Origin of the sequence: Kitasatospora sp. NPDC058162, from assembly GCF_042884005.1 — a bacterium.
Classification (GTDB): domain Bacteria; phylum Actinomycetota; class Actinomycetes; order Streptomycetales; family Streptomycetaceae; genus Kitasatospora.
On the sequence record NZ_JBHVUS010000052.1, the window covers coordinates 30,407 to 53,449 of the forward strand.

Annotated in this window: 13 protein-coding genes; 3 read left to right on the forward strand and 10 right to left on the reverse strand. The window is 77.5% G+C overall.

Annotation, left to right across the window (positions count from 1 at the left end):
* From ACFVXG_RS43145 to ACFVXG_RS43175, 7 genes are all read right to left on the reverse strand, one after another.
* The gene (locus tag ACFVXG_RS43145) at positions 1-1,128 is read right to left on the reverse strand and encodes an XdhC family protein (protein ID WP_387935984.1); all 1,128 of its coding nucleotides are present in this window, start codon (positions 1,126-1,128) and stop codon (positions 1-3) included.
* A gap of 48 nt (positions 1,129-1,176) precedes the next feature.
* Positions 1,177-3,126, reverse strand: coding sequence for a hypothetical protein (locus ACFVXG_RS43150; protein ID WP_387935985.1), 1,950 nt, complete (start codon positions 3,124-3,126; stop codon positions 1,177-1,179).
* On the reverse strand, positions 3,123-4,205 hold the full coding sequence (locus ACFVXG_RS43155) for a monodechloroaminopyrrolnitrin synthase PrnB family protein (protein WP_387935986.1): 1,083 nt from the start codon (positions 4,203-4,205) through the stop codon (positions 3,123-3,125). The genes ACFVXG_RS43150 and ACFVXG_RS43155 overlap by 4 nt, the downstream gene beginning before the upstream one ends.
* Complete coding sequence (locus ACFVXG_RS43160) at positions 4,202-5,317, reverse strand: radical SAM protein (RefSeq protein ID WP_387935987.1); 1,116 nt, start codon at positions 5,315-5,317, stop codon at positions 4,202-4,204. The genes ACFVXG_RS43155 and ACFVXG_RS43160 overlap by 4 nt, the downstream gene beginning before the upstream one ends.
* Positions 5,318-5,507: 190 nt before the next feature.
* Positions 5,508-7,931 carry a DegT/DnrJ/EryC1/StrS family aminotransferase gene (locus ACFVXG_RS43165; protein ID WP_387935988.1) on the reverse strand — a complete coding sequence of 808 codons (2,424 nt, stop codon included), beginning with the start codon at positions 7,929-7,931 and terminating at the stop codon, positions 5,508-5,510.
* 44 nt (positions 7,932-7,975) lie between these two features.
* The gene (locus ACFVXG_RS43170) at positions 7,976-8,815 is read right to left on the reverse strand and encodes a hypothetical protein (protein WP_387935989.1); all 840 of its coding nucleotides are present in this window, start codon (positions 8,813-8,815) and stop codon (positions 7,976-7,978) included.
* Positions 8,809-9,837, reverse strand: coding sequence for a hypothetical protein (locus ACFVXG_RS43175; protein WP_387935990.1), 1,029 nt, complete (start codon positions 9,835-9,837; stop codon positions 8,809-8,811). The genes ACFVXG_RS43170 and ACFVXG_RS43175 overlap by 7 nt, the downstream gene beginning before the upstream one ends.
* A gap of 175 nt (positions 9,838-10,012) precedes the next feature.
* Between ACFVXG_RS43175 and ACFVXG_RS43180 the strand changes: the two genes are divergently transcribed.
* From ACFVXG_RS43180 to ACFVXG_RS43190, 3 genes are read left to right on the forward strand one after another with little or no spacing between them, the layout of a single operon-like run.
* Entirely contained in the window at positions 10,013-11,425 is a 1,413-nt protein-coding gene (locus tag ACFVXG_RS43180) for a 2Fe-2S iron-sulfur cluster-binding protein (protein ID WP_387935991.1), read from the forward strand.
* Positions 11,422-13,626 carry a xanthine dehydrogenase family protein molybdopterin-binding subunit gene (locus tag ACFVXG_RS43185; RefSeq protein ID WP_387935992.1) on the forward strand — a complete coding sequence of 735 codons (2,205 nt, stop codon included), beginning with the start codon at positions 11,422-11,424 and terminating at the stop codon, positions 13,624-13,626. The genes ACFVXG_RS43180 and ACFVXG_RS43185 overlap by 4 nt, the downstream gene beginning before the upstream one ends.
* Positions 13,627-13,639: 13 nt before the next feature.
* Positions 13,640-14,401, forward strand: coding sequence for a class I SAM-dependent methyltransferase (locus tag ACFVXG_RS43190; protein WP_387935993.1), 762 nt, complete (start codon positions 13,640-13,642; stop codon positions 14,399-14,401).
* Between the two features lie 15 nt (positions 14,402-14,416).
* Here the strand turns inward: ACFVXG_RS43190 and ACFVXG_RS43195 are convergent, their stop codons facing one another.
* The 3 genes from ACFVXG_RS43195 to ACFVXG_RS43205 all read right to left on the reverse strand — a co-directional run.
* Positions 14,417-17,044, reverse strand: coding sequence for an AAA family ATPase (locus ACFVXG_RS43195; protein WP_387935994.1), 2,628 nt, complete (start codon positions 17,042-17,044; stop codon positions 14,417-14,419).
* Positions 17,045-17,103: 59 nt separating this feature from the next.
* Positions 17,104-20,070 (reverse strand): condensation domain-containing protein, encoded by a 2,967-nt coding sequence (locus ACFVXG_RS43200; protein ID WP_387935995.1) that lies wholly within the window; start codon positions 20,068-20,070, stop codon positions 17,104-17,106.
* A 309-nt stretch (positions 20,071-20,379) separates the two neighbouring features.
* Positions 20,380-23,043 (reverse strand): ATP-binding protein (locus tag ACFVXG_RS43205; RefSeq protein ID WP_387935996.1); only part of this gene is annotated, 2,664 nt, incomplete at its 5' end.

The window sequence follows — 23,043 nt, forward strand, 5'->3', positions numbered from 1 at the left end:
TCAGGACGGCGCCGGGTCCCGGTGGATGGCGAGGGCCGAACCGCCCAGTGGTGCGGCGGTGGCACCGTTGCGGTGGGCGATGATCTCGGCCGCGATCGACACCGCCGTCTCCTCGGGTGAGCACGCGTTGAGATCGAGACCGATCGGCGAGTGCAGCCCGCCCAGTTCCGCCTCGGTCAGGCCCTCGGCGCGCAGGGCCGACATCCGCTCGCCGTGGGTGCGCCGCGATCCCATCGCGCCCACGTAGCCCAGCGGCATCCGCAGGGCGGCCCGCAGCAGGGGGACGTCGAAGCGCAGGTCATGGGTGAGGACGCAGACGGCGGTGCGTTCGTCGGTGGCGGTCTCGCGGAGGTAGCGGTCGGGCCAGGCGACCACCACCTCGTCGGCGCCGGGGAAGCGGTCCGCGGTGGTGAAGACCGGCCGGGCGTCGCAGACCGTGACCCGGTAGCCCAGGTGTGCGCCGACGGGGGCGAGGGCGACGGCGAAGTCCGTACTGCCGAAGATCAGCAGTCGCGGAGCCGGGGCGCAGACCTCCACCAGCGCGGTGGCCGGGCCGTCCGCGGTGGGCACCCGGACGGTGCGGGTGCGGCCGGTCCGCAGCAGGGTCCGCGCCGCCTCCACCGCGGCCCGGTCGGCGGCGCGTTCACCGAGCGTCCCGACGACCGCCCCCGGCGTCACCGCACCCGGTCGGCCGCCGCCCGCCCGAACCGCCAGGGCGCGCCCCAGCAGCCGGGCCGGGCCGGCGACGATCCGGACCAGCGCCGCCGGGTGACGGGCGGCGGCGTCCCGCAGCGCGAGCCCGAACGCCGGGCGTGCCGGGTCGATCCGCTGGACGAAGACCTCGACCGAGCCGCCGCAGGTCAGCCCCGCGCCCAGGGCGGAGTCGTCGTCGTACCCGAAGCGGTGCAGCCCCGGCGCGCCGCCGTCGAGCGCCTCGCGGCAGAGCTCGTACACCTCGCTCTCGACGCAGCCGCCGGACACCGAGCCGAGCACCGACCCCGCGGCGTCCACCGCCATGGCCGCCCCCGGACGCCTTGGCGCGCTGCCGTGCACTGCGGCGACCGTGGCGACGGCGAACGGCTCCCCCCGCTCGCACCATGCGCGAAGTCCATCGGCGATTTCCAGCACGCTCTCTCCCGCTCTCGATCAACTGGCCTTGTGGTCCCGGTGCGCGGCTCAGGTCCGCGCGGGGACGACCGGGAACTGCGCCCGTGCGCCGGACACGGCGAGGTCCTGCACGGCGAAGACCCGGCAGTAGTGCATCTGCGGCAGGGCGTCGGGCGCCACCCGCAGGACGAACCGGACGGTGTGGGCACCCGCCGGGGACAGCCGGACCCGCGATCCGGGCGGCTCCACCGCGCAGGCGTCGCGCAGGAACGGCGGGAAGAACACGCCGAGCTGCACCGGCGCCCCGGCCCGCCCCGCGCTCAACCCGACGGTCAGCTCCGCCTCCTCACCCGCGCGCATCGTCCCCGGCCCGTCCGCCCGCACCCGCGGGGCCCCGGTCGGCCGGACGGCGACGTCCCCGCAGCGCGGGCACAGCACCGACTCGGTGTCGGGGACGATCCGGGCCAGTCCGCCGAGGACGGTCCGGGTGGCCTCCAGCCCGCACACGCAGCTGACGGCCTCCGGCTCCCCGACGATCCGGCTGCGTCGGGCCCAGTACTCGGGGTACTGCGCCAAGGGGTCCTGGGGGTCGCGGCGCAGCTGTCCGGCGATCGCGTGGTCCAGCGACTGGAGGTCGCCGCGCAGTCCTTCGGCGACGGCCGGCGGGTAGGGCCGGCCGGCCCGGGTGAGCAGGGCCAGGTACTTGCCCGCGAACCGCTCCAGCCTCGGCCTCAGCGGATGCCGGGGCGGGAGCAGCCCGCCCGACAGGTAGGCCACGGCCCGGTCGAGCGGCGCGGCCAGCTGCTCGGCCGACAGGGCCTCGGCGGGCGGTGCGGGTCGGTCCGCACCGTGCGCGGACCGGCCGGCGGCCCGGGGCCGCGGCGCGGACGGCTCGACGGCGCCGTCGCCCGGCGCCGTCGGGAAGCCGTACTGGAGGTAGACCGGGCCCGGGGTGACGTCCGCCAGGCTGCGGTTGAGCGGCCCGGCGAGGCCGCCCGGCCGCTCGTGTGCCAGGTACACCAGGTTCTCGGGCCGGTCGCTGTCGTGCACGCCGGGCGCCGCGACCACCGACTGGGCGGGGCCGTCGATCGCCGCCAGCATCACCTGGAACCTGCTGTCGTAGGACGCGGTGTCGGCGAAGGGGCCGTTGGCGCAGGAGGACAGCACGATCTCCGCGGTCAGCACCTCGCCCGGGCCCACCAGCCGGTCCACGGGTTTGAAGCAGGGGTGGCCGTGCCCGCAGCGCGGCCGGGTGCGGACCGGGCCGGACGACACGTCGGCCGCCGCCCGCCCGCACAGCGTCCAGGTGCCCAGGTTCACGTGGTCGTCGCCGCCGTGGCCCTGGACCATGACCCGTCGCCAGGGGCGCCCGGCGAGGGCGTCCCGCAGGCCGTCGGCCCGCAGCGCCGCTCCGGCGAACACCTCACCGCGTCCGCCGCCCGGCGGTGCGTCGGTGTCGGAGAACAGGGCCCGGCCGACGACCTCCGGGCGCACGTCCACGTACTGCTTGGCGAGCATCCAGCTGAGCGACGGCAGGTCCCGGCCGGTGAGCAGGGTCAGCGAGCGGTCCGGGCCGCCGGGGCGGAGCAGCGGGCTCAACTCGTCGTGGCGCAGCCGCGGGTAGGTGCCGACGACGAGCACCGACCCGGCGGACGACGGGACCTCCTCGGCCGTGTGCACCCAGCGTCGGGCCAGCGGGCGCAGCAGCGGCGACAGCTGCTCATGGCCGTCGGGCTCGCCCGACTCGCCGGTCGAGCCGGGACGGCCGGTCGAGCCGGGATCTCCGGCCGGACCGGGACGGCCGGTCGCGGCCGCCGGGGGCAGCAGCAGGCCGATCTCGCTGCACGGCGGGATGCGGCCGGGAGCGTACAGCGGGGCGGCGTACGCGGCCGCCGCGGCCAGGTCGGGTCTCCCCGCGGTGAGCAAGGGCACGGGCGCTGACGGCCGCTCGGCGCGGTCCCGGGCGCGGTCCCGGTACTCCGCCGGGTCCGCGCAGGCGTGGAAGAGGGGCTGGGTCACGGCAGTCGGTCTCCGTCCGGACCGGGGGCGAGGCTGTCCCCGGCCGCCCGGACCACCGCGATCAGCTCTTCCAGCGGCTCGATCCGGTAGGGGCCGCCGACCGGCGGTCCGAGCCTGGCCTCGAGCGCGTCCCGGGCCAGCTTGCGGTGGGGGTAGCGGAACCGGAGGAAGGCCCTGGTCAGCTCGGCTACGGCGGCGCGCAGCCGCGCGTCGGCCTCGACGGCCGGGCGGGCGGCCAGCCTCGCGACCAGGCCGGGGCGGCCCGACTGGGCCAGCACCAGCTCCCGGTGGTCGGGCCTCAGGTAGGGCAGGGCGCCGGTGGCGTGTGCGGTGAACACCGCGTCGACGGACGCGGCGTCGCCGTCCGCGGCGTGGGCCGTGCCCGAGTACAGCAGGACGTCCAGCGTCAGGATCGGCAGGTGGGCACCGCTGGGCGCCTGCCACGACTGCCCGCCGAGGTCGATCGGCGGGAAGAAGGGCCGCAGCTCCTCGGCGAAGAACCGCCCCGTCATGCCCCGGCGCACCGTGTGGAAGAGCCGGGTGAACGCGGCGAAGGCCTCGCCGGTCGCGCGGGCGGCCGCGACCCCGTCGCGGGGCCGGTCCCGGTCGACGGCCGCCCCGAGTGCGACGCAGTGGCCGACCGCCTCGTCCAGGACCTGCGCGCCCGTGGCGAGGCCGGCGATGAACAGCTCCTCCTCGGCGGTGCCGGTGAAGCTCCGCCGGCGCGGCCCGGCCGGGTTGCGGGTGGTGTACGACGGGAGGCTGTCGCGTGGCGGCTCCCCGGTCAGCGCCGCGAGGCGGAGCAGCTCGGCGGCGACCCGGTCCGCCGGCGGCCGGCCGGGGTGCAGCCGGCACCAGGACGCGGCGGCGATGCCGAGGTCGCGCAGGGCCGCGCGGGCCGGTTCGGGCTCGTGCACGTCCTGGGCGCGTTCGGCGAGCCGGTCGGCCAGGGCCCGCAGCCGGTCGGCGTCGCGGTCCCGGTTGAGCGCGGGGAGGTCGGACAGCGGGGCGTCCGCGCCGAGCGGGTCCAGCGCGGCGACGGCGGCGTCGGCCCCGGCATGCGTCCGGGCGGGGCTCACAGCCATTCCACGGCCAGGTCGGCCAGGTGGTCCTCGACCATCCGCAGGCGCTGCCGTTCGGCGCTCTCCCTTGGCGCGGCGGCGATCGGCGGCCGGCTCGGCAGCAGGGTCAGGGCCTCGGCGACCCGGGCGTTGAAGCGCACGTTGGACGGCTCGCAGCCGTGGCACAGGGTGGGTGCCTCGACGGAGAACTTTCGCCGCTCCTCGGCGAACACCGGGTCGTTCCACACCTCGGCGAACGGCCGGTCCCAGGCGTTGGCGATGGTCAGCGGCCGACCGCGGTAGTGGGGGAGGCAGTTGCAGGCGGTCAGCAGCCCCTCCTTCGCGTCCAGGTAGGCCACCGTCAGCGGGACGCTGCAGCTGGCGTAGGTGACCGAACGGCCGCGGCTGCTGTTCTGGATCTGCTCCTCGGTGGCGCCGAAGATGTCCGGTCCGAGCGCGTTGACGTCGATGCCGGCGGCCGCCATGGCCGGCAGCAGGGAGCGCAGCAACTCATGGGTGCCATCGATCTGTTCGCGGTTCATGTAGAGGCCGCGCACGCCCTTGAGGGGGATCAGGTTCCAGCGCCGCACGCCCAGCTCGGCGAGCAGCGGCAGGAACTCGTCCAGGTGGCCGCAGGTGCGGTTGGACACGATGGTGTTGACGATCAGCGTCACGTCCGTGCCGGCCGCGGCGGCGGCGCGCAGGTCCCGCATCCCTTCGGTGGCGGCGGCCAGCAGCCCTTCGGTGCGCCGCAGTTCGTCGTGCACCTCGGGCCGCGGCGAGTCGAGCGAGCAGATCAGCTTGGTCAGCCCGGCGTCGACCAGCTCCTTGGCCCGTGCGGCCAGGTGCTCGCCGTTGGTGACGAAGGAGGAGCGCATGCCGCGCTCGGTCAAGTGGGCGACGATGTCCGGGAGTTCCGGGTACAGCAGCGGTTCGCCGCCGGTGAACCGGACTTCCTGGGTGCCCATCTCGTGGAGCTCGTCCACGAGTCGGCGCAGCCGGTCCGGGTCCGGCCGGTAGGCGTCGGTGGATCCGGCGAACTTGCACATGCGGCAGCGGGCGTTGCACGCCTCCAGCAGGCGGATGTAGAGGATCTGGGGGCCGGCGGTGCGGCTCGGCGTAAGCGACAAGGGGTCTCCTCGGGAGGGGTGGGCGGGGGTCCGCGGGGGGGGGGGGGGGGCCCCCCCCCCCGGGGGGGGGCCCCGGGGGGGCCCCCGTCGGGGGGGGGGGGGGGGGGGGGGGGGGGGGGCGGGGGGGGGGGGGGGGGCGGGGGGGGGGGGGGGGGCCCCGGGTCGGCCGACCGGGGCGTCGGGGTGCGGGTCAGCTCCGGTTCGGCCGGTCCGGGTCGAACCAGCGGGTGATCTTCTCCAGGGCGGCGAGGATCTCCTCGGCCAGGGCGGTGCTCACGGCGGGCCCGGTGGGCAGGTGGAAGGTCAGCGGCTGCCAGCCGTCGGCCACCGGGCAGCGGGCCGGCCGCCCGGCGGGCGGCGCGAGCCGCCGGTAGTCGTGCAGCCCCCGGTAGCCGCCTTGGACCGGTACGTTCTCCGCGCGCAGCGCCGCCACCACCTCGTCGGCGTCGACCCTCCAGGAGGCGGGCACCCGGACGGGGTACTTGGCCCAGCTGAAGCGGGCCCCCGCCGGGGGTGACACCGCCTCCAGCGCGGTGCCCGCCAGCCGCTCGGCGTAGCGGGCGGCGACGGCGTCACGGGCGGCCTGCAGTTCGGGCAGCCGTTCGATCTGACCCAGTGCCACCGCGGCCTGGAGCTCGGTCATCCGGTGGTTGAGCGCCGGGGTCCGCAGGCGGTTCCAGCCGTTCATGCCGTTGTCGCGGAAGACCCGGGCGTAGTCGGCGACGGACTCGTCGTCGGTGATCACCATGCCGCCCTCGCCGCTGGAGGCGGCCTTCTCCGAGCTGAAGCTGAGCGTGCCCGCCAGCCCTGCGAGGCCCACGTGCCGGCCGTCCAGCCGGGCGCCCAGCGCCTGGGCGCAGTCCTCCACCAGCAGCGTGCCCGGTCCGACGGCGGCGGCGAGATCGGCGGCGGGCAGCGGGACGCCGTACATGTGGACGCACAGCAGCACCCGGGCGCCGTCGGCGCCGGCCTGCTTCAGCGAGCCCTCCAGCGGTCGCAGCGTCCGCCCGTCGACGTCCAGCGGCACCGGGGTGCCCCCGGCCGCGACGACGGCGTTGCCGCTGGCCGCGAAGGTGTGCGTCGGCAGGGCCACGCCGGCTTCGAGCGGCGCCCCGGCCACCTCGGCGGCGGCCCGCAGCGCGATGTGCAGCGCCGCCGTCCCCGAGGACACGGCCACGGCGTGGCGGGCCCCGGTCACGGCCCTGACGGCTTCCTCCAGCGCGCGGACGAAGCGTCCCCCGCCGACGGCCGAGAGTTCCCCGCGGTCCAGGACCTCGGCCACGTGGCGGCGTTCGGTCCCGGTCAGCACGGGGCGCAGCACGACCGGTTCGGCCCGCACCGGGGTGCCCCCGGCGACGGCGGGCCGAAGGGGGTCCGGAGCCGGGTCCAGCAGCCGGGCCAGGTCGCTGACGACCGCACGGGCCCCCTCGGTGCCGCCGAAGGCCGCCTGGGCCTGGCGGCACTGGCGCTCGGCCAGCGCGTCACGGGTGGTCGGGCTGTGCAGCAGTGCGGCCGCCGCCGCGCCGAACAGTGCTCCGGCGGCCTCCGACCGCGCGGGGTCCCGCAGGACGCGCTCGGTGGCGGCGGCCAGTTCGCCGGTGTCGGTGACGATCTCGGCGAACGACGGGACGTCCGGGGGCGCCGGCGTGCCGAGGTTCCACGGTCCGAAGGCGTCGTCCGGGTCGATCTGCCTCCGGTTGATCCGGTGCCCCGCGTGCTGGTCGGGGAGCAGCAGCAGCGGCACCCGCTGGTCCACGCACTCCAGGTAGGTGGTCAGCCCGGGCGGAGCGAGCACCACCCCGGCCCCGGCCAGGGCGGACGCCATGGCGTCGGGGCCCAGCGGGCCCACCCGCACCGTGCCGGGCAGGGCGTCGAGGGCGGACGCCGGGAGGGCGTCCAGCACCTCGGGGTTGCCGGTCAGCCAGAGCGAGGTGTCGGGCGGCAGGTGGCCCGCGCAGCCGCGCAGGAGCAGCAGGACCAGCTCCGCGTACCGCACCGCGGTCTCCAGCGGGACCAGCGCCGAGCGCTGCCCGCTGAGGGAGACCAGCACGTCCGGGCCGTCCGGGCCGGGCCGCACCCGGGAGACGATGCCGCCGACCGGGACGGCCCGGCGGGGGGTGAGCGCCGAGAGCGGCGGGTTGGGGCCCTGCTGCAGGTAGGAGCGCTCCGCCAGCGCGTGCGCGACGGCCTGGAGGTCGTGCGGGGCGAGCTCGGCGCAGATCCGCAGGGCCGCCCGTTCGTCGCCGCGGACCTCCTGCGCCAGCGCCGCCGCCCGGGCCGGTGTCAGCTCGGGCCGCCACACGTGCGGGAGGCTGTCGACGTAGCCGACCGGGACGCCCAGCGCGGCCGCGCAGACCACGGCCGTCGGCTCCATCACGTCCACCAGGAGGTCGGCGCCGCGCAGCACCTCCAGGACGGCCGCCGGGTCGGAGGTGTCCACCTCGGCGACCGATCCGAAGAGGTCGGCGGCCGAGCGCGCCGCGGTGAGCGCCGAGCCGTGGCCGACGAACTCCCATCGGCCCCGGACGGCGAGCGGCGCCGCCCGCACGATGCTGATCAGTTTGGCAACCGGGCCGAAGCCGTACGGCTCGGCCGTGGCCACGATGCGTGTCACAGATGCCCTTTCATCCGTCTGCCGCCGGTCGGCGGCAGAGCCAGTCACTGCGGCTCGATCAGCCGCAGCAAGGCCGGTTTGCAGTCCGAGCACGGCGCCCCCGTCCGGCAGTCGCGCACGATCCGGCCCAGGTCGGCGTCGCCCGTGCGGCGCTGCCCGTAGCGGACCGCCGCGGCCAGTGCCGAGCAGCCGCCCACCCGGGTGGCCCCGTGCTCGCCGTCCGGGTTGCCGGACGGCAGCCGCCGCACCGCCCGTGCCAGCGCCCCGGCCGGGGCGCGGTCCGGATGCGGCAGTTGGCGCAGGGCCGCGGCCGGGGCCGACAGCAGCAGTGCGGTGGTCCGCCGTCGGGCCCGGTCGGGCAGGCAGCGCAGCGCCGCCTCGACGGCGTCCTGCCGGTCCTCGGCGAACACCAGCGCGAGACGCCCGGTGCCGACCGCCCCGGCGAGCACGGCGACGGCGGCGGCCAGTGCCAGGACCTCGGGGAGGCGGCCGCCCTCGGCCGCGCGGGCGGCCTCGGCCGGTCCCAGCCGCCCCGCGCAGGCCAGCAGCGCCTCGACGGTCGGCAGTTCCGCACGCGGCACGACCGTCCGGCCGGGCCGGGCGCCGGGCCCCTCGGGTCCGGCCGCCGCGCCCTGCGGGCCCGCCCCGCCGTCCGGGGATTCGACGACGACGGTCGTCGGCATGCCGAGCGCGTCGGCGAGTTCCTCGACCAGCAGCTCCTCCGCGGAGTCCGGCCGGTCCGGCGGTGCGCAGAACCAGGCCACCAGGCCCGGTCCGCCGACCAGCGCCGCGTCCGGCGCGCCCAGCCGTCCGGCGAGGACCCGCGTCTGCACCAGTCGGCCGGGCAGCGCCTCCAGCAGCTCCCGGGACAGCGGCCTCAGCACGCGACCGCCCTCCGGTGCTGCCGGGCCGCCGTCCGGTCCGGCGTCAACCGCCCGATGACGTCGGCCAGTTCGGCCGGGTCCGCGGCGCGGAACGCCGGGTCGACGGCCGACCAGAAGGCGGCCCAGACCCGGAAAACGGTGTCGGGCATCCGCGCCAGGTCGAACGCCAGGACGGCCGGGTCCGCGCCGGTGTGGAGCTTCTGGGCGGGGGCGGCACGGAACATCCGGGCGCTGCCGTCCACGGCCGGGAAGGGGCACTGCACCAGCCAGGTGAGGCGCCCGTCCTCCCCGGCCGCGCCCGGGGCGCTCCCCCGCCCCGCCTCGTCGACCTCCGCCGCCAGCGCCACCAGGGCCGCCTGCTGGACGTCGGTGAGCACCACCAGCCGTTCGACCGGTGCCCCCGACACCTGTGCCAGCACGTCGGGCGTGTGGAAGGCCAGGCACGAGCGCGCGGCCTCGAGGTGCCGCTGCGACGGCGGCCGGGGCGTGCCGAACAGGTCGTAGACGCCGTTCAGCCGCGCGTCCGCGACCACGCCGCGGGAGCGGGCGACGGCCTCCCGGACCGCCGGGTGCGCACTGTGCTCGCCGGTCTCGCAGACCAGGTACTCCGGGACGCCGAGCAGCCGGGCACAGTGCTCGGCCGTGGCCCGCACCTCCTCGGCCACACTCCGCCAGGTCGACGCCAGCTGCGGGTCGGTCGTCTCCAGCTCGGCGGTGCCGAGGTGCAGCAGCGGCCGCAGCCCGGTGGCGCGGGCGGTGGCGAAGAGGTTGTAGACGACGGCCAGCGCCTCCAGGGTCAGCCCGGCGGAACAGTCCCCGAGGCAGGGGCCGGCGGCCACCCAGGTGCCCGGGCCGGGCCGCCCGGTGTTGCCGGCGGCGCCGAGGGCGAGTCCGGCGCCGACGGCCGGGGAGTCCAGCCAGGACGGCGTCCCGGTGAGTCGCAGATGCTCCCCGAGCCGTCGGGGGGTCGCTTCGTACCAGGTGGTGAGCAGGGTGTCGCGGTCGGGCGACGGGTCTGACATCGGGGGCTCCTTCGCGGTGCGCTGCTCGAAGCCTGGCAACGGCGGCCGCTCCGGCCACTGCGGGAACCCGCAGCCCCGGCCCGCTGCGGGTTCCCGCAGTGACGCGCCCGCGGCCGCCTGGGAGCGTCGGGCCGGTAATCGACCACAGCGGCAGGTGAGGACGGGAGGACGCCCGGTGCGTGACAGTCGAGGTGACGGGGTGGAACTGCTCCGCCCGGCGGACCAGGAGGCCCTCCTCGCCGCCCTGCGGAGCGGGGCGGTACCGCTGGGCGGCGGCGCCGGCGTGATGTCGGCGGCCTTCGCCGACGCCTGGGGCCGGATCACCGCGGACCTGGGCGGGCTCGGGCTGGACCGCGTCGTGGACGGCAGGGTCGGCGCGATGGTCCGGCTGTCCCGGATGGCGGCGCCGTGCGCCGGGCGTCCGGCGATCGCCCAGGCCGTCGCCGCCACCGGCCACCCCGGGGTCAGGCGGCTGATCACCGTCGGCGGTGTCCTCGGGGCCCGGTCGCCGCGCGCCGACCTGCCGGTCGCCCTGGCCGCGGCCGGCGCGACGGTCTCCGTCCTGGACGCGGCCGACGGTACGGTCCGCGAGCTGTCCCCGCTGGACCTGTGGAGCCTGCCCGACCCGTTCGCCGTGCTCTCGGTGGACCTGGGGCCGGCCGCTCCCGGCGTCTACCGCCGCTTCACCGGGCATCAGACGATCGCGCCCAGCCTGGTCTCGGTCGCGGCCGTCCGGCGCCCGGACGGCGGGTTCACGGTCTGCGTCGGAGCGGCGCTGCCCCGCCCGCGCCTGGTCGACCCGGACCGGCTGCCCGGGCCGGACGAACTGCTGGACGACGGGGAGGCGTCGGCCGGGTACCGCCACCGGATCATGCGGCTGCTGGTGGCCGAGGCCTGCGAGGCGCTGGCCACCGGGCCGGCCGGGGTCCGGTCCGGGCCGCACCGCGCCGCGGCCCCCCTCGCCGGACCGCGCCGGTCCGACGACCGGTGGTCGACGGCCCCCTGTGCCGACGGCTCGGCCTGCCCCGCGACCGGCGCCACCATCACGGTCGACGGCGCCGCGCGGCCGGTGCCGGACGGATCGCGGCCGACCGACAGCCTCGCCTGGTGGCTGCGCGACCGCGGCCACCAGGCGGTCAAGGTCGGCTGCGAGGAGGGGACCTGCGGAGCCTGCACGGTGTCCCTGAACGGCGAGCCGGTACCCGCCTGTCTGGTGCCGGTGGCCCGGCTCGCCGCCGGCGACCGGGTCGACACCGCCGCGACCCTGGCCGACCGGCCCGCCGGACGCGCGGTGGTCGGGGCGCTCGCCGAGGCCGCCGCCGTCCAGTGCGGCTTCTGCACCCCCGGTGTCCTGGTCTCCTGCGGCTCCTGGATGGACCGGCACGGGGGACTCCCCGCGGACGAGGAGGGGATCCGGGACCTGCTCGCGGGCCACCTCTGCCGGTGCGGCGGTCTGGCCGCCGCCGCCCGCGCCCTGCGCGGGGTGTGCCCCGCCGACACCGCCGCCGACGCCGACACCGCCGACACCGCCGCCGACGCCGACACCGCTGACACCGACGCCGAGGTCCACCGGGAGGTGACGGCATGACCACCCGTCACAGCCACACCCGGGACCGGGCCGCGGGACTCGCCCGGTACGTGCTGGACGACCAGCCGCAGGACGGCCTGTTCGCCCGACTGGTACGGGCCCGCGGGCCGCACTCCGAGGTCGTCCTCGACTCCGCGGCCGCCCTCGCCGTTCCCGGCGTGGCCCTCGTCCTGACCCCGGACGACGACCCCGGCATCCGGTTCTCCACCAACCCGCACGGCAGCCGCGACGACACCTCGGTGTTCACCCGGGAGGCCCGGTTCCCCGGTGACGTGGTCGGCGTCGTGGTCGCCCGGTCCCGGGCCGCCGCCCGCGCCGGGGCCGCGGCCGTGACCGTCCACGAGCGGCCGCTGCCCGCCGTGCTGGACCCCGCCACCTCGCTCGACCCGTCCTCCCCCGCGGCGCACCGCGACCACCCCGGCAACGAGTTGGCCCGCTTCGCGATGGGCTGCGACGAGGCGGACCTCGACCGGGCGCTGGCGGGCAGCGCGCACGTCTTCGAGCACACGTCCCGGATCGACGCCGGGCCGCACCACTTCCTGGAGCCCGTCGCCGCCGTCGCCCGCTGGGACGAGGGCCGCTGCCTGGTGCGGTCGGCCAGCCAGTGCCCGGGCCTGAGCCGTGCGCTGCTGGCCCGGCTGCTCGGCGTGGACCCGGCGGACGTGCACTACGAACCGGTCACCATCGGCGGGTCGTTCGGGGGCAAGGAGGAGTTCCTGCTGGACGCGGTGGCCGCCCTGTGCAGCAGGGCGGCGGGCGGCCGACCGGTGACCGTCGAGACCGACCGCCGCGAGATGACCACCGCGTTCCGCGTGCGGCACGCGGCGACGGTGCGGGTGGTGACCGGTGTCGACACCGACGGCCGCATCCTCGCCCGGCACATCGACGCGGTGTTCGAGGGCGGCCCGTACGCGGGCCACTCGCCCAGCGTCACCGCCAACGGACTCGCGCTCGCACTGACCCTGTACCCGGCCCCGGCCACCCGGGCGACCGGGGTGTGCGTGTCGCTGAACCGGGTGCCCTCCGGGGCGTTCCGCGGCTACGGCGCACCGCAGGTGCTGTTCGCGGTGGAGAGCCAGCTGGACGTCATCGGCAGGCGGCTGGGCATCGACCCGGTCACCCTGCGCGAACGCAACGCCCTGCGCACCGGCGATCCCGACCCCCTGCACGGCTGGCCGGTCCGCTCGTTCGGCCTCTCCCCCTGCCTGCGGGCCGTCCCGGTGCCGCGGCCCCCCTCCGGGCCGGCCGACGCCCCCGGGCCCGCGTCGGGCGGGCGGCTGCGCCGCGGCACCGGGATCGCCGCACTGGTGAACCTCAGCGGTCTCACCGGGGTCATCGGCACCGACCGGGCCGAGGCGGGCTGCCGGATCGAACGGGGCCGGGTGGTCGTCCTCACCGCCTGTCCCGACGTCGGGCAGGGCATCCACACCGTGCTCACCTCGGTCGCCGCCGAACGACTCGGCGTGCCCCCGGAGCTGGTGGACGTCGAGCTCGACCTCGGGCAGGCCGACGCCGGCCTGTTCGCCTCGCGCGGTTCGTACCTGACGGCCGGCGCCGTCGCGGAGGCCGCCGCGGAGCTGCTCCGCCGGGCGCGGGAGGTGTCCCCCGACGGGCTGCTCGGCCCGGACGGACGGCTGCGCGCCGGCCTGGAGGGGCTGGCCGCCGGGGGCGCCTTCGCCGCCCCGGACAACGCCCTGGTCGCCGGGGCCCAGGCGGCCGAGGTGGAGGTCGACTGCGCCACCGGTGTCATCCGGGTGCTGCGCGTCGTCTCCGCGCACGACACCGGCCGGGTGCTCCAGCGCGCCCAGGCCGGGGAGCAGGTCCGCGGCGGCGTGCTGCAGGCCGTGGGCATGGCGCTGACCGAAGGCGTCCGGTTCACCCCGGACGGCGCCGTCGAGCAGACCTCGCTGCTGGCCCAGGGGGTTCCCCGGCCGCCGTGGCGGATCCCCGTGGAGGTGCACCTGATCGAGGAGCCGCACCCCGTCGGCCCGCTGGGTGCCAAGGGCCTCGGCGAGTCGCCGGTGATGGGAATCGTCCCGGCCATCGCCAACGCGGTGCGCGACGCCACCGGCGCCGAACTCGACCACGCCCCGTTCACCCCGGAACGGGTCCTGGCCGCCCTCCGCGCCTCGCCGGACCCGACCGTACGGGCCTGGGCCGGCGACACCTTTCCACCATCCGACGTTCCACCATCCGACTGAGAAGAGGATCCCCATGGGACAGAACTGGTCCTCGGACGCCGAGCTGGCGACCGACTTCGACGCCTACGACGACCTCACCGAACAGGCCGTCGGCTTCCCCCTGGTGTTCCGGGCGCTCGGCCTCGAAGCCTCCGAACCCGGCCACCTCCTCGACTACGGCTGCGGCCCGGGCCGGGTGTCGCTGCTCGCCGCGCGGGCCCATCCGGCCCTGCGGGTCACCGGCGTCGACATCTCCCCGCACATGCTGGGCATCGCCGCGGAGCAGCGCACCCACGAGCGGGTGCGCTACCGGCGGATCGACAGCGCCGACCTGTCGTTCCTGCCGGACGGCTCGGTGGACGCCGCCATGTCCTGCTTCGTCTTCATCAACATCGGCGACCTGGAGACCATCCGGGCGGTGACCGCCGAGGTGTACCGGGTGCTGCGACCGGGTGCCCGCTACGCCGTCCTGGACTCCAACCCGGAGACCACCGGGGTCCGCTTCGCCACCTTCCGCACCGGCGAACCGGGGCGGCGATACGCCCAGGGCGAGTCCCGCCGGGTGCAACTCTTCGGCTCTGCCGAGACCTTGGAGATCGAGGACTACCACTGGCCGCTCGACGTCTACCGGGACGTGCTGTCGGGGGCGGGCTTCGCCGAGGTCGAGGTCCGCACGCCGGTCCTGGCCGACGCCCTGGCCCTGGGGGCGCCCGCCGTGCCGCTGCCCGGGGGCGAGGCGGCCCCCGAGGCGACGCACGCCCCGATGGTGCTCGCGGTCGGCACCAAGCCCGCCTGACCCCCCGGGCCCCCGCTACCCCGCGGCCCGTCCCGGTCCGGCCGCGACGGGCCGCGGGACACCCGTCCACCCCCGTGGCTGCGCCCGGAGGCCGACACCGGCCGGGCCGTCCCCCAAGCAGGCGTGCAGCTGGGTGCGCCGGGTGATGCCGAACTTGCGGTAGACGTTGGTGAGATGGAACTCGATCGTCCGCTGGGTCACCGCCAGCCGCTCGGCGATCTCCCGGTTGGACAGGCCGTTCGCCGCCAGCCCCGCCACCCGGCGCTCGTGCGCCGTCAGCGCCCAGCCGGGCCCGACCGGACCGGGGGCACGGCCCTCGCCCGGCCGGCCCCGGGCCGCGAACAGGGCCGGGCCCGCGATGCCGGGCCGCACCCCCGCCGCGGGCCCCGCGTCCGGGTCCTCCCGCTCGCAGGCGACGGCCTCCTCGGCCCGGCCGAGCGCGCGCAGGGCCCGGGCCGCGGGCGCCCGCCAGCGAAGACCCCGGCGGTGCGCCGGGTGGACGGAGGACAGGCGCCGCCCGCAGTCCAGCAGTTCGGCCAGGGCCGCCTCCGGCGCGTCCTCGGCCAGCAGCAGCCCGCCCCGGGCCAGCCGCAGCGTCAGCGCGCCGACGGTCAGCGGGAGCCCTCCGGTCAGCCGGAAACGCTCCAGCACCGTCCGGGCGGCGTCGGGCCGGCCGCCGCGGACCTCCAGTTCGGTCCAGAGCGCGATGCTCCGCAGCGCCCACGGCGTCCGGGAGCGCAGGCCGTGGCACTCCAGCACCGCGTCCATGGCGGTCCGGGCGTGCCCACGGGCCTCGTCGGACTCGTCGCGCGCCAGGTGGACCCGGGCCGCCAGCACGTGTCCGGCCGCCGCGTCCTCCTCGGCGCGCCGGCCCAGCGCGTACTCCAGCGCCTGCCGCGCACAGTCCAGCGCGGCGCTCGTGTCGCCGGTGAACAGCAACGCGTCGACCAGCAGCTCGTGCTCCCAGCGGGCGGCGTCGGGGCCCAGCCGCGCCCAGTCCGGTGCCCAGCCCGCGGCCGCCGCCGGATCCCCGGCCGTCAGCAGCGCCAACGCCCGCCGGGTGGCGGACGGTTGCGGCTCGCCGCGGTCCGCCGAGGTGCCCTCCCCGAGGGCGTCACCGCCCGCGCCGGCGCCCTGCGCGGCGCCGCGGGTCAGCAGCCGGAGCCCGGCCGAGGCATCGTCGCACGGCGTTCCGCAGACCTCCCCGAACATGGTCCGGGCCGTGCGGGCCAGGACCGGGACGCCCTCGGGGGCCTGGGCCTCGTAGACGATCAGGGCGGCGGTGGCGGCCAGCCGCTCGGCGTGCGCCCGGACGGTGGTGGCGTCGAGCGCCCGGTCCAGCCGGACCAGGGCCTTGACCGGGTCCTCCCCGGCCTCCGCCAGCGCCAGTTCGCAGAGCACCTCCGGCCGTTCGCCGTCGTCCAGCGGCTGCTCCAGGGCCCCGCGCAGGCAGGCGACCGGCAGGGCGCCGTCGTCCAGCGGCGCGTCCGCGGCCGCGCGGCGCAGCAGCGGGGCCACCCAGGGCAGCCGGACCGGGGCGCCCGCCAGCAGCTGCCTGGCCACGTCGGCGGGCGGCGCGCACTGCTGGTAGAGCCGCACGGCCGCCTCCGCGTGCCAGCGGGCCCGTTCGGCGTCGGGGACCAGCGCGCGCACGCCGTCCCGCAACAGCGGGTGCCGGAACCGCGTCCCGTCCGCCGCGAGCACCCCCATCGCCGTGAGGACCCGCAGCGCCTCCGTGTCGCCGCCGGAGACCGCCGCGACCGCGCCGACCAGGCGCGGTGCGGCCGGCTCCAGGACGGACAGGCAGCGGGCGTACTCCGCGGCGTCCGGGGACTGGCGCCGCAGGCGCTCGACCATGCGGACGGCCGGCTCCGCCGCCCGGAGGCCGGCGTCGTGCGGCAGCGGGGACCCGGTCTGCTCCGCGTCCAGCAGGACCCACAGCAGGGCCGGGTTGCCGCCGGCGTCCCGCAGCGCCTCCGGGGAGCGTCCGGCGGGCCCGTCGCCTCCCCTCGCCGCCGCGAGGGCGGCCACCTCCGGCCCGGTCAGCTCCGGGACGGGGATCTGCCGGGCCCGTACGAGCAGGTCGGCGAGCAGCTCCGGTGCGCAGCCGCGCTCGGCCGGGCAGCGGGTCACCAGCAGCACCACCGGGGTGTCAGCCGGGCAACGGCTGAGGTAGTGCAGCCAGCGCAGCGACTGCGGATCGGCCCAGGTGACGTCGTCGACGGCGAGCAGCAGCGGCGCGTCGAGCGCGAGCCGGTGCACCGCCTCCTGCAGCCGTTCCAGGGCGGCCCGCTCCACGGCGGGGGTCACCGGGGCGTCCGGGAGGGACGGGCCGGGCGCCTGGTGCCCGAGGAGCTGCCGGGCCACCCCGTACGGATAGTCCTGCTGGTGCGGCCCGGCGGCGGCCTCGCGCACGGTGAACCCCCGCCGCCGGGCGCGGTCCGCGGAGGCGTCCAGGACGGCCGAGGTCCCCGCTCCCGGCAGCCCGGCCAGGCACACCACGCCCCCGCGGCCCCCCTCGGCCTGGACCAGGGCCCGCTCCACCCGGTCGAGTTGGACGTCACGCCCGACCAGGGTCGATCCGGCGTGCGGTCCGGCCGGCGTGCGGGCCCCGGGCTGCGGGTCGGGTTCTTCCACGAACATCCTGGCTCTCCAAGCGACGAGGTGTCAGCGTAGGGCGGGCCTCCTCGGCCCGATGGCGGTCAGTGCCCCGTCGACGGTCCGACCGGCTCGTGCAGTGCGGACAGCCACTCCTCCACCTGGGGCCGGGAGAGCAGGTCGCGCCGGTGGACGACCAGGCCGCGCAGCCCGCGGCCGGTGTCGGTGACCCACAGGCTCAGGTCGAACAGCGCCCGGTCGAGCTCGGGCAGGCCCGCCTCGGCGGTCCGGCCGTCCAGGGTGAAGGCCTCCGGGGGGTTGCCGGCCAGGAAGAGCGCCCTGGTGTGCGCGGCCGGGTCGGCACCGGCCCGGCCGACGCCGCGCAGCGCCTCGGTGACCCGGTCCGAGGGGACGTCCTGATGGAGCAGGGTCCAGCGGACGCCCTCGTGGACGGCCTGCACGGTCGCCCCGAGGCCCCCTTCGCGCGGCGTGTCCACCAGGACCGGCAGCAGGTTGACGAAGTTCCCCATCACCTCCCCGGCCTCCGGCACGTAGCGGCCGGGGAACGGGCAGTAGAAGGCCAGTTCCTCGTTGACGACGCTGGGGCGCATCGCGTGCAGCACCTTGGCGGCCGCCAGGACGAAGCTGGTCACCCGGTAGCGCCGCGCCTCCGCGGTGTGCCGCCGGTAGGCCTCGCCGTCGACCGTGAACGGCACCGAGGCGGCCGGCACCGGGCCGGTCGGCCAGGGGGACTCGTCGGCCAGCAGGACCGGCGGGACCCCGGTGGGCAGCCGCTTGCGCCAGGCGTCCAGCAGTTCCCGGCCGCGGTCGCCGTCCAGCACCCGCCGCTCGGCGGCCGCGACCGCCGCCAGCGAGGGCCTGCTGCGGGCCCGGAGGAAGGCCTCCTCGTCCCCGGCCGTGTAGGCCGCACCGACGTCCTCGAGGAAGCGGGTGTAGGACAGTCCGTCGCAGACCGCGTGGTCGATCCGCAGCACCACCGCGAAGCCGGGCTCCGTACGACGGACGACCACCACCCGCAGGTGGCGCCGCCCACCGCCGTCACCGCCGCCGTCCGGACCGGTGCCGGCCGCCTCCCGGTCCGCGACCCGGCGGGCCTCGGCGCACAGCCCGTCCCAGTCGGTGCCGCCCAGGTCGACCACGTCGACCGCCGGCGTCCAGTCCTCCTCGCGGTACTGGGGCCCGGACTCCGGGTCCGCCCGGTAACCGCTGCGCAGCGCTGGATTGACCCGGACCGCCAGCGCCACCGCCCGCTCCAGCCCGGCCCGGTCCAGCACCGCCCCGGCGAAGCGGAAGACCTTGCAGATGACGCTGACCGCGGCGGCACCGTCACCGCCGAGGTCCCCCCGGCGGACGCCGAGGCCCATCCGGTGCGGCAGGGCGCCCCAGCCGCCGGGTGCGGCGGGCTCGGACCGCTGCTCGCGGTGGGGTGCCGCCGCCGCCCCGGCCGCGGCCACCGCGCGCTGCACCTCGACCGTGAACTCCCCCAGCCGGGGGGCCTCGAACAGCATCTTCAGGGACACCTCGATCCCGAGCCGCTCGGCGACCGTGGCGACCAGCGCGTCGGCGAGCAGCGAATGACCGCCCAGCTCGAAGAAGGAGTCCTCCGCCCGGATTCCGGCGAAGCCGAGGACCTCCTCCCAGATGGCGGCGACCGCCGCCATCAGCTCCGGGTCGGCGCCGACCTGGTCCGCGGCCGGGCCGGGGGTGTCCTCGCCCACGGCCGCCGCCACCCGCGTGCTCCCGGTGGCCCGAACGACCGTGTCGGCCACCCGGGTGCCCGGGTCGGCGGCGATGTCCTCCAGGATCCGGACGTAGTCGCCGACCATCGCCGAGACCAGGGTCGGGCCGAGCGCCCCCCGCGGGTCCTTCCAGCACAGGTTCGTCCCGGAGCTGTCCTGCCGCACCATCGCCGCCAGGGTGAACCCGGCGGTGCTCTCCATCGGCTGGAGGGCGAGCACGGCGTCCGAGTCCGGGCCGGTGAGCCGCACCCGCTGCACGTCCACCCCGTCGCGGGTGGTGGCGTCCCACACCTGGAAGACCGTCTGGTGGGTGCGGGCCTGCGCCTCGGGGCCGGTCAGGCCCGCGGCCCGCATGATGGCGGGCAGGGGCAGGTCCCCGTGCGACAGCGCCTCCTTCAGCCGGCGGTACACCCGCGGCAGCAGCTCCGCGTACGAGTCCGCGTCGTCGACCCGGCAGCGCACCGGCAGGGTGTTGACGAAGTAGCCGACGCTGTCCCGCAGCGAGGCGTCGGAGCGCCCGTGGTACGGGATGAACGCCAGCAGGTCGGCGGCTCCGGTACAGCGCCGCAGCAGCGCGAAGTACCCGCCCAGCAGGAGCGCGGTGTAGGAGACGCCCAACTGGGCCGCGCGTTCCCGCAGCCGCGCCGTCAGGTCCGCCGGGAGCGTCCTCGCGACCGCGGTGTACTGCGGCCGGTCGACGCCGTCCGGCAGCCGGAAGTCCGGTGCGCCGCCGCCCAGTTCCCGGCGCCAGTACTCCCGGTGCGCCGCTCCGTCCGGTCCCTCGGCCAGCGCCCAGGTGCGCGCCGCGTAGTCCGCCGACGGTGCGACCGGCGCCTCGGGCAGCGGGCTCGGGTCCGCGTAGGCCCGGCGCAGCGCGTCGAGCACGAGCAGGACGGACGCGCCGTCGTGGACCAGGTGGTGCACCGCGAGCAGCAGCACCGTCCCGTCCGGGCAGTGCAGCAGGTCGACCCGGGCCAGCGGCCCGGTCCGCAGGTCGAACGGGGACTGCCAGGTGCGGCGCACCGCCTCCTCGCGGGCCGACTCGGTGCGCGACTCGCGGACCGGGATCTCGGGCGCGTCGGACCAGTCCAGCACCGGTCGGCCGTCCTGCTCGGCGACCCGTCCGCGCAGCTGCGGCCAGGCCCGGCCGACGGCCCGCACCGCCCGGGCCAGGCGCTCGGGGTCGACCCGGCCCCGCACCAGGAACGGGGTGGGGATGATGTGCGTCCACTGGGCCGGATCGCGCTTCCAGGCCACCCACATGGCCTGCTGCCCGACGGAGAGCGGGATGTGCTGCGGTGCGGTGTTCACTCGCGGTCCTTCCTGGATGCTGCCGACGTTCCCCGGGTCAGGGGCCCGGGGGCCCGAGGGGCCGGGCGGCAGGCGTGCGGGACCAGGGGTCCGCGCCGGCGAGTCCCGCTCGCCGGGCCCCCGGTGGGCTCGATTGTGCTGGCCGGGGGCTCCGGAGGGATCGACGCGCGGTCAACACCGGCCCCGGCCCGCGGCGTCGACCCGGGCCGGCGGGCCGCCGGAAGGGGGCGATCCGGCCGTCCCCGGCACCCGCCCGGCCGCGGCGTCGACCCGCCTCGCGCCGTCCGTTGAACGGACGTTGATCGGCGATCAGCCGGACTCTGCGACAGTCCTCCTGCCAGCACTCCCGTACACCGGAAGGTTCCTATCGATGCCCGTCGGTTCCATGACCTCCTCCCGCCGCACCCAGCTCACCGTGGCCGTCCTGCTCTCCGGCGCCGCGCTGCTCCTCGGCCCCCAGTGGTCCGCTCCGGCCGCCGCCGACGGGCGTTCGACGGCGGTCGCCGGCTTGTCGGCGCAGGACACCGGGTCGGACCCGCTCGAGTGGAACAGCACGGGCTCGTGCGACACCTGCATCAAGTAGCGGTCCGCGGCCGCCACGGCCGGAACCTGTTCGACCGGCGCCGGCTGCCCCGGCCGGCCGGCGTGGCGGCCCGGCCGGAGGCCGTACCCCTCGCCGCCGGACGGCGGACCGCCGCTCCCGCCGGGTCGGCCGCCCGTCCGGGCGGCCCCGCCCGTTCCGTCGAGCAGCAGCTGCGCCTCCGCCGCCTCCGGCAGCTCCAACTGGCGGAACAGGTCGAGCGCCTGCTGACCGCGCAGGCGCGCGTCGGCGGACCGGCCGGCCCCGGCCAGCGCCCGGGAGAGAGCCAGCAGGGCCTGGCCCTCGTCCCGTCGGGCGCCGGTCTCCCGGCAGAGCCGCAGCGCCGTGTCGGCGTGGTCGACCGCCTCCCGGGCCCGGCCGACCGTCCGCAGGGTGTCGGCGAGCTGGTAGCGGGCCCGGGCCTCCCGTCCCCGCATGCCCACCCGCTGGGACAGCTCGATGCACTCGCCGTACCGGGCGATGGCCTCGTCGTGGCGGCCCTGCTGGTGCAGGGCCAGGCCGAGCACATAGCTCGCGTAGCCGGCGGACGCCGGGTCGGACCGGCTGTCCGGCTCCGCGAGCACCCGCCCGCAGGCCTCGACCGCCTCGTCGACGCGCCCGCTGCGGACCCGGGCCAGCGCCGCGTTCAGGACGGTCGCGGTCGCGCCGGAGCGGTGGCCGAGCTCGTGGGCCAGGGCGATCGCCTCGTCGAAGCAGGCCACCGCCTCGTCGTAGCGGTGCTGGAACTGCGCGACCATCCCGAGGTCGTTGAGCGCCTGGCGGAGGATCGCGGTGTCCCCCGCGGTCCGGCACAGCCGCGCCGCCTCCCGGGCATGGGTCTCGGCCTCGGCGAGCCGGGAGGACTGGAGGGCGAGGTTGCCGTTCAGGAACCGTGCCCGGCCCAGCGTCCTGGCGTCGTCCGCCCGGCCGGCCGCCGCGAGCACGGCCCGGGCGCCGCGGGCCAGCAGCTCGTGCCGGACCTCCCAGCCGAACGGGGTCAGGGCGATCAACAGGTCGGTGGCCTCGCTCACCGCCCGGCCGCCGTACTCGCCGCGGGCGGTCTCCTCGGCGGCGGCGACCACGCCCTCGCACTCGGCGACCGCCCACGCCCGGGCCGCCCGGACGTCGGCCAGCGGCTCGCCCGCGGAGCGGGCCGGCCCGAGCATCCCGCTGACCGGGTCGCCCGGAACCGCCCGCTGGAAGGCGGTGCAGGCGGTGGCCAGCAGGAAGTCCAGCCACCGGGTCCGGGCCTCGGCCGCTTCGCCGGGCCGCTCGCACCGGGCCCGCTGCCGGGCGAACACCCACAGCAGGTCGTGGTAGCGGTAGCGTCCGGCGGTCGGGCTCTGCAGCATGGCCGCGTCGACCAGCGACTCCAGCAGTTCCTCGGTCTCCGGTCCGTCCGCGTCCACCAGCACGGCGGCGGCGGCCACCCCCACATCGGGCCCGTCCGCGAGGGCGACCAGCCGGAACGCCCTGGCCTGGGCCGGGGTCAACTGGCGGTATCCCAGCTCGAAGGCGGCTTCGACGGCCAGGTCGCCGACCCGCAGCTCGGCGATCCTGCGCTGCTCGTCGGCGAGCCTGCGGGTGAGCGACTGCAGCGACCAACTCCGCCGGGACGCCAGCCTGGCGGCCAGGATCCGGACCGCCAGCGGGAGGAAGCCGCAGGTCGCCACCAGGTCGAGGGCCGCGTCGTGCTCGCGGTGCAGCCGCTCCGGGCCGACCAGTCGGCCGAGCAGTTCGAGGGCCTCGGCCGGGGTGAAGACGTCGAGGTCCACTTCGGCGTCGGTGGGGAGCCCGAACAGCCGGGTCCGGCTGGTGGCGATCACCGCGCAGCCCGCCGAGCCGGGCAGCAGGTGCCGCAACTGTGCGGCGTCACGGGCGTTGTCGAGCAGGACCAGGACCCGTCGGCCGTCCAGCGAGGACCGGTACAGGGCGGCCCTCGCCTCCAGCCCGTCCGGCACCGCCTCGGCCGGGGTGCCCAGCGCCAGCAGGAAGTCGGCCAGCACGATGGACGGGTCGGCCGGCTCCTGGTCGACGCCGCGCAGATCGGCGTGCAACTGCCCGTCGGGGAAGCAGCCGCGGGTTCGGTGGGCGACGTGGACGGCCAGCACGCTCTTGCCGACGCCGCCCATGCCCGCGACGGCCACGACGGCCGGGGCGCCGCGACCCGCGGCGGTCAGCACCTCGTGCATCCGGCCCACCACCGCGGTACGGCCGACGAGATCGGTGGTGTCGGCGGGGAGTTGCGCGGGTGTGGGCAGCGGCGCCCGGAACCCGTGGTCGGGCACGGCGGCGCGCGGCGGCGGCCGGTCGTCCGGCCCGGCCGCCCCCGCCTCGGCTGCCTCGGCCGCCTCGGCCACGGCGGGCTGAGCGGCCGGCGGCCCGGCCGGGGC

Coding starts and splice junctions, on each gene's coding strand:
- ACFVXG_RS43175 (WP_387935990.1), bottom strand. CDS start 9,837: ATGTCAGACCCGTCGCCCGACCGCGACACCCTGCTCACCACCTGGTAC.
- ACFVXG_RS43185 (WP_387935992.1), top strand. CDS start 11,422: ATGACCACCCGTCACAGCCACACCCGGGACCGGGCCGCGGGACTCGCC.
- ACFVXG_RS43190 (WP_387935993.1), top strand. CDS start 13,640: ATGGGACAGAACTGGTCCTCGGACGCCGAGCTGGCGACCGACTTCGAC.
- ACFVXG_RS43195 (WP_387935994.1), bottom strand. CDS start 17,044: ATGTTCGTGGAAGAACCCGACCCGCAGCCCGGGGCCCGCACGCCGGCC.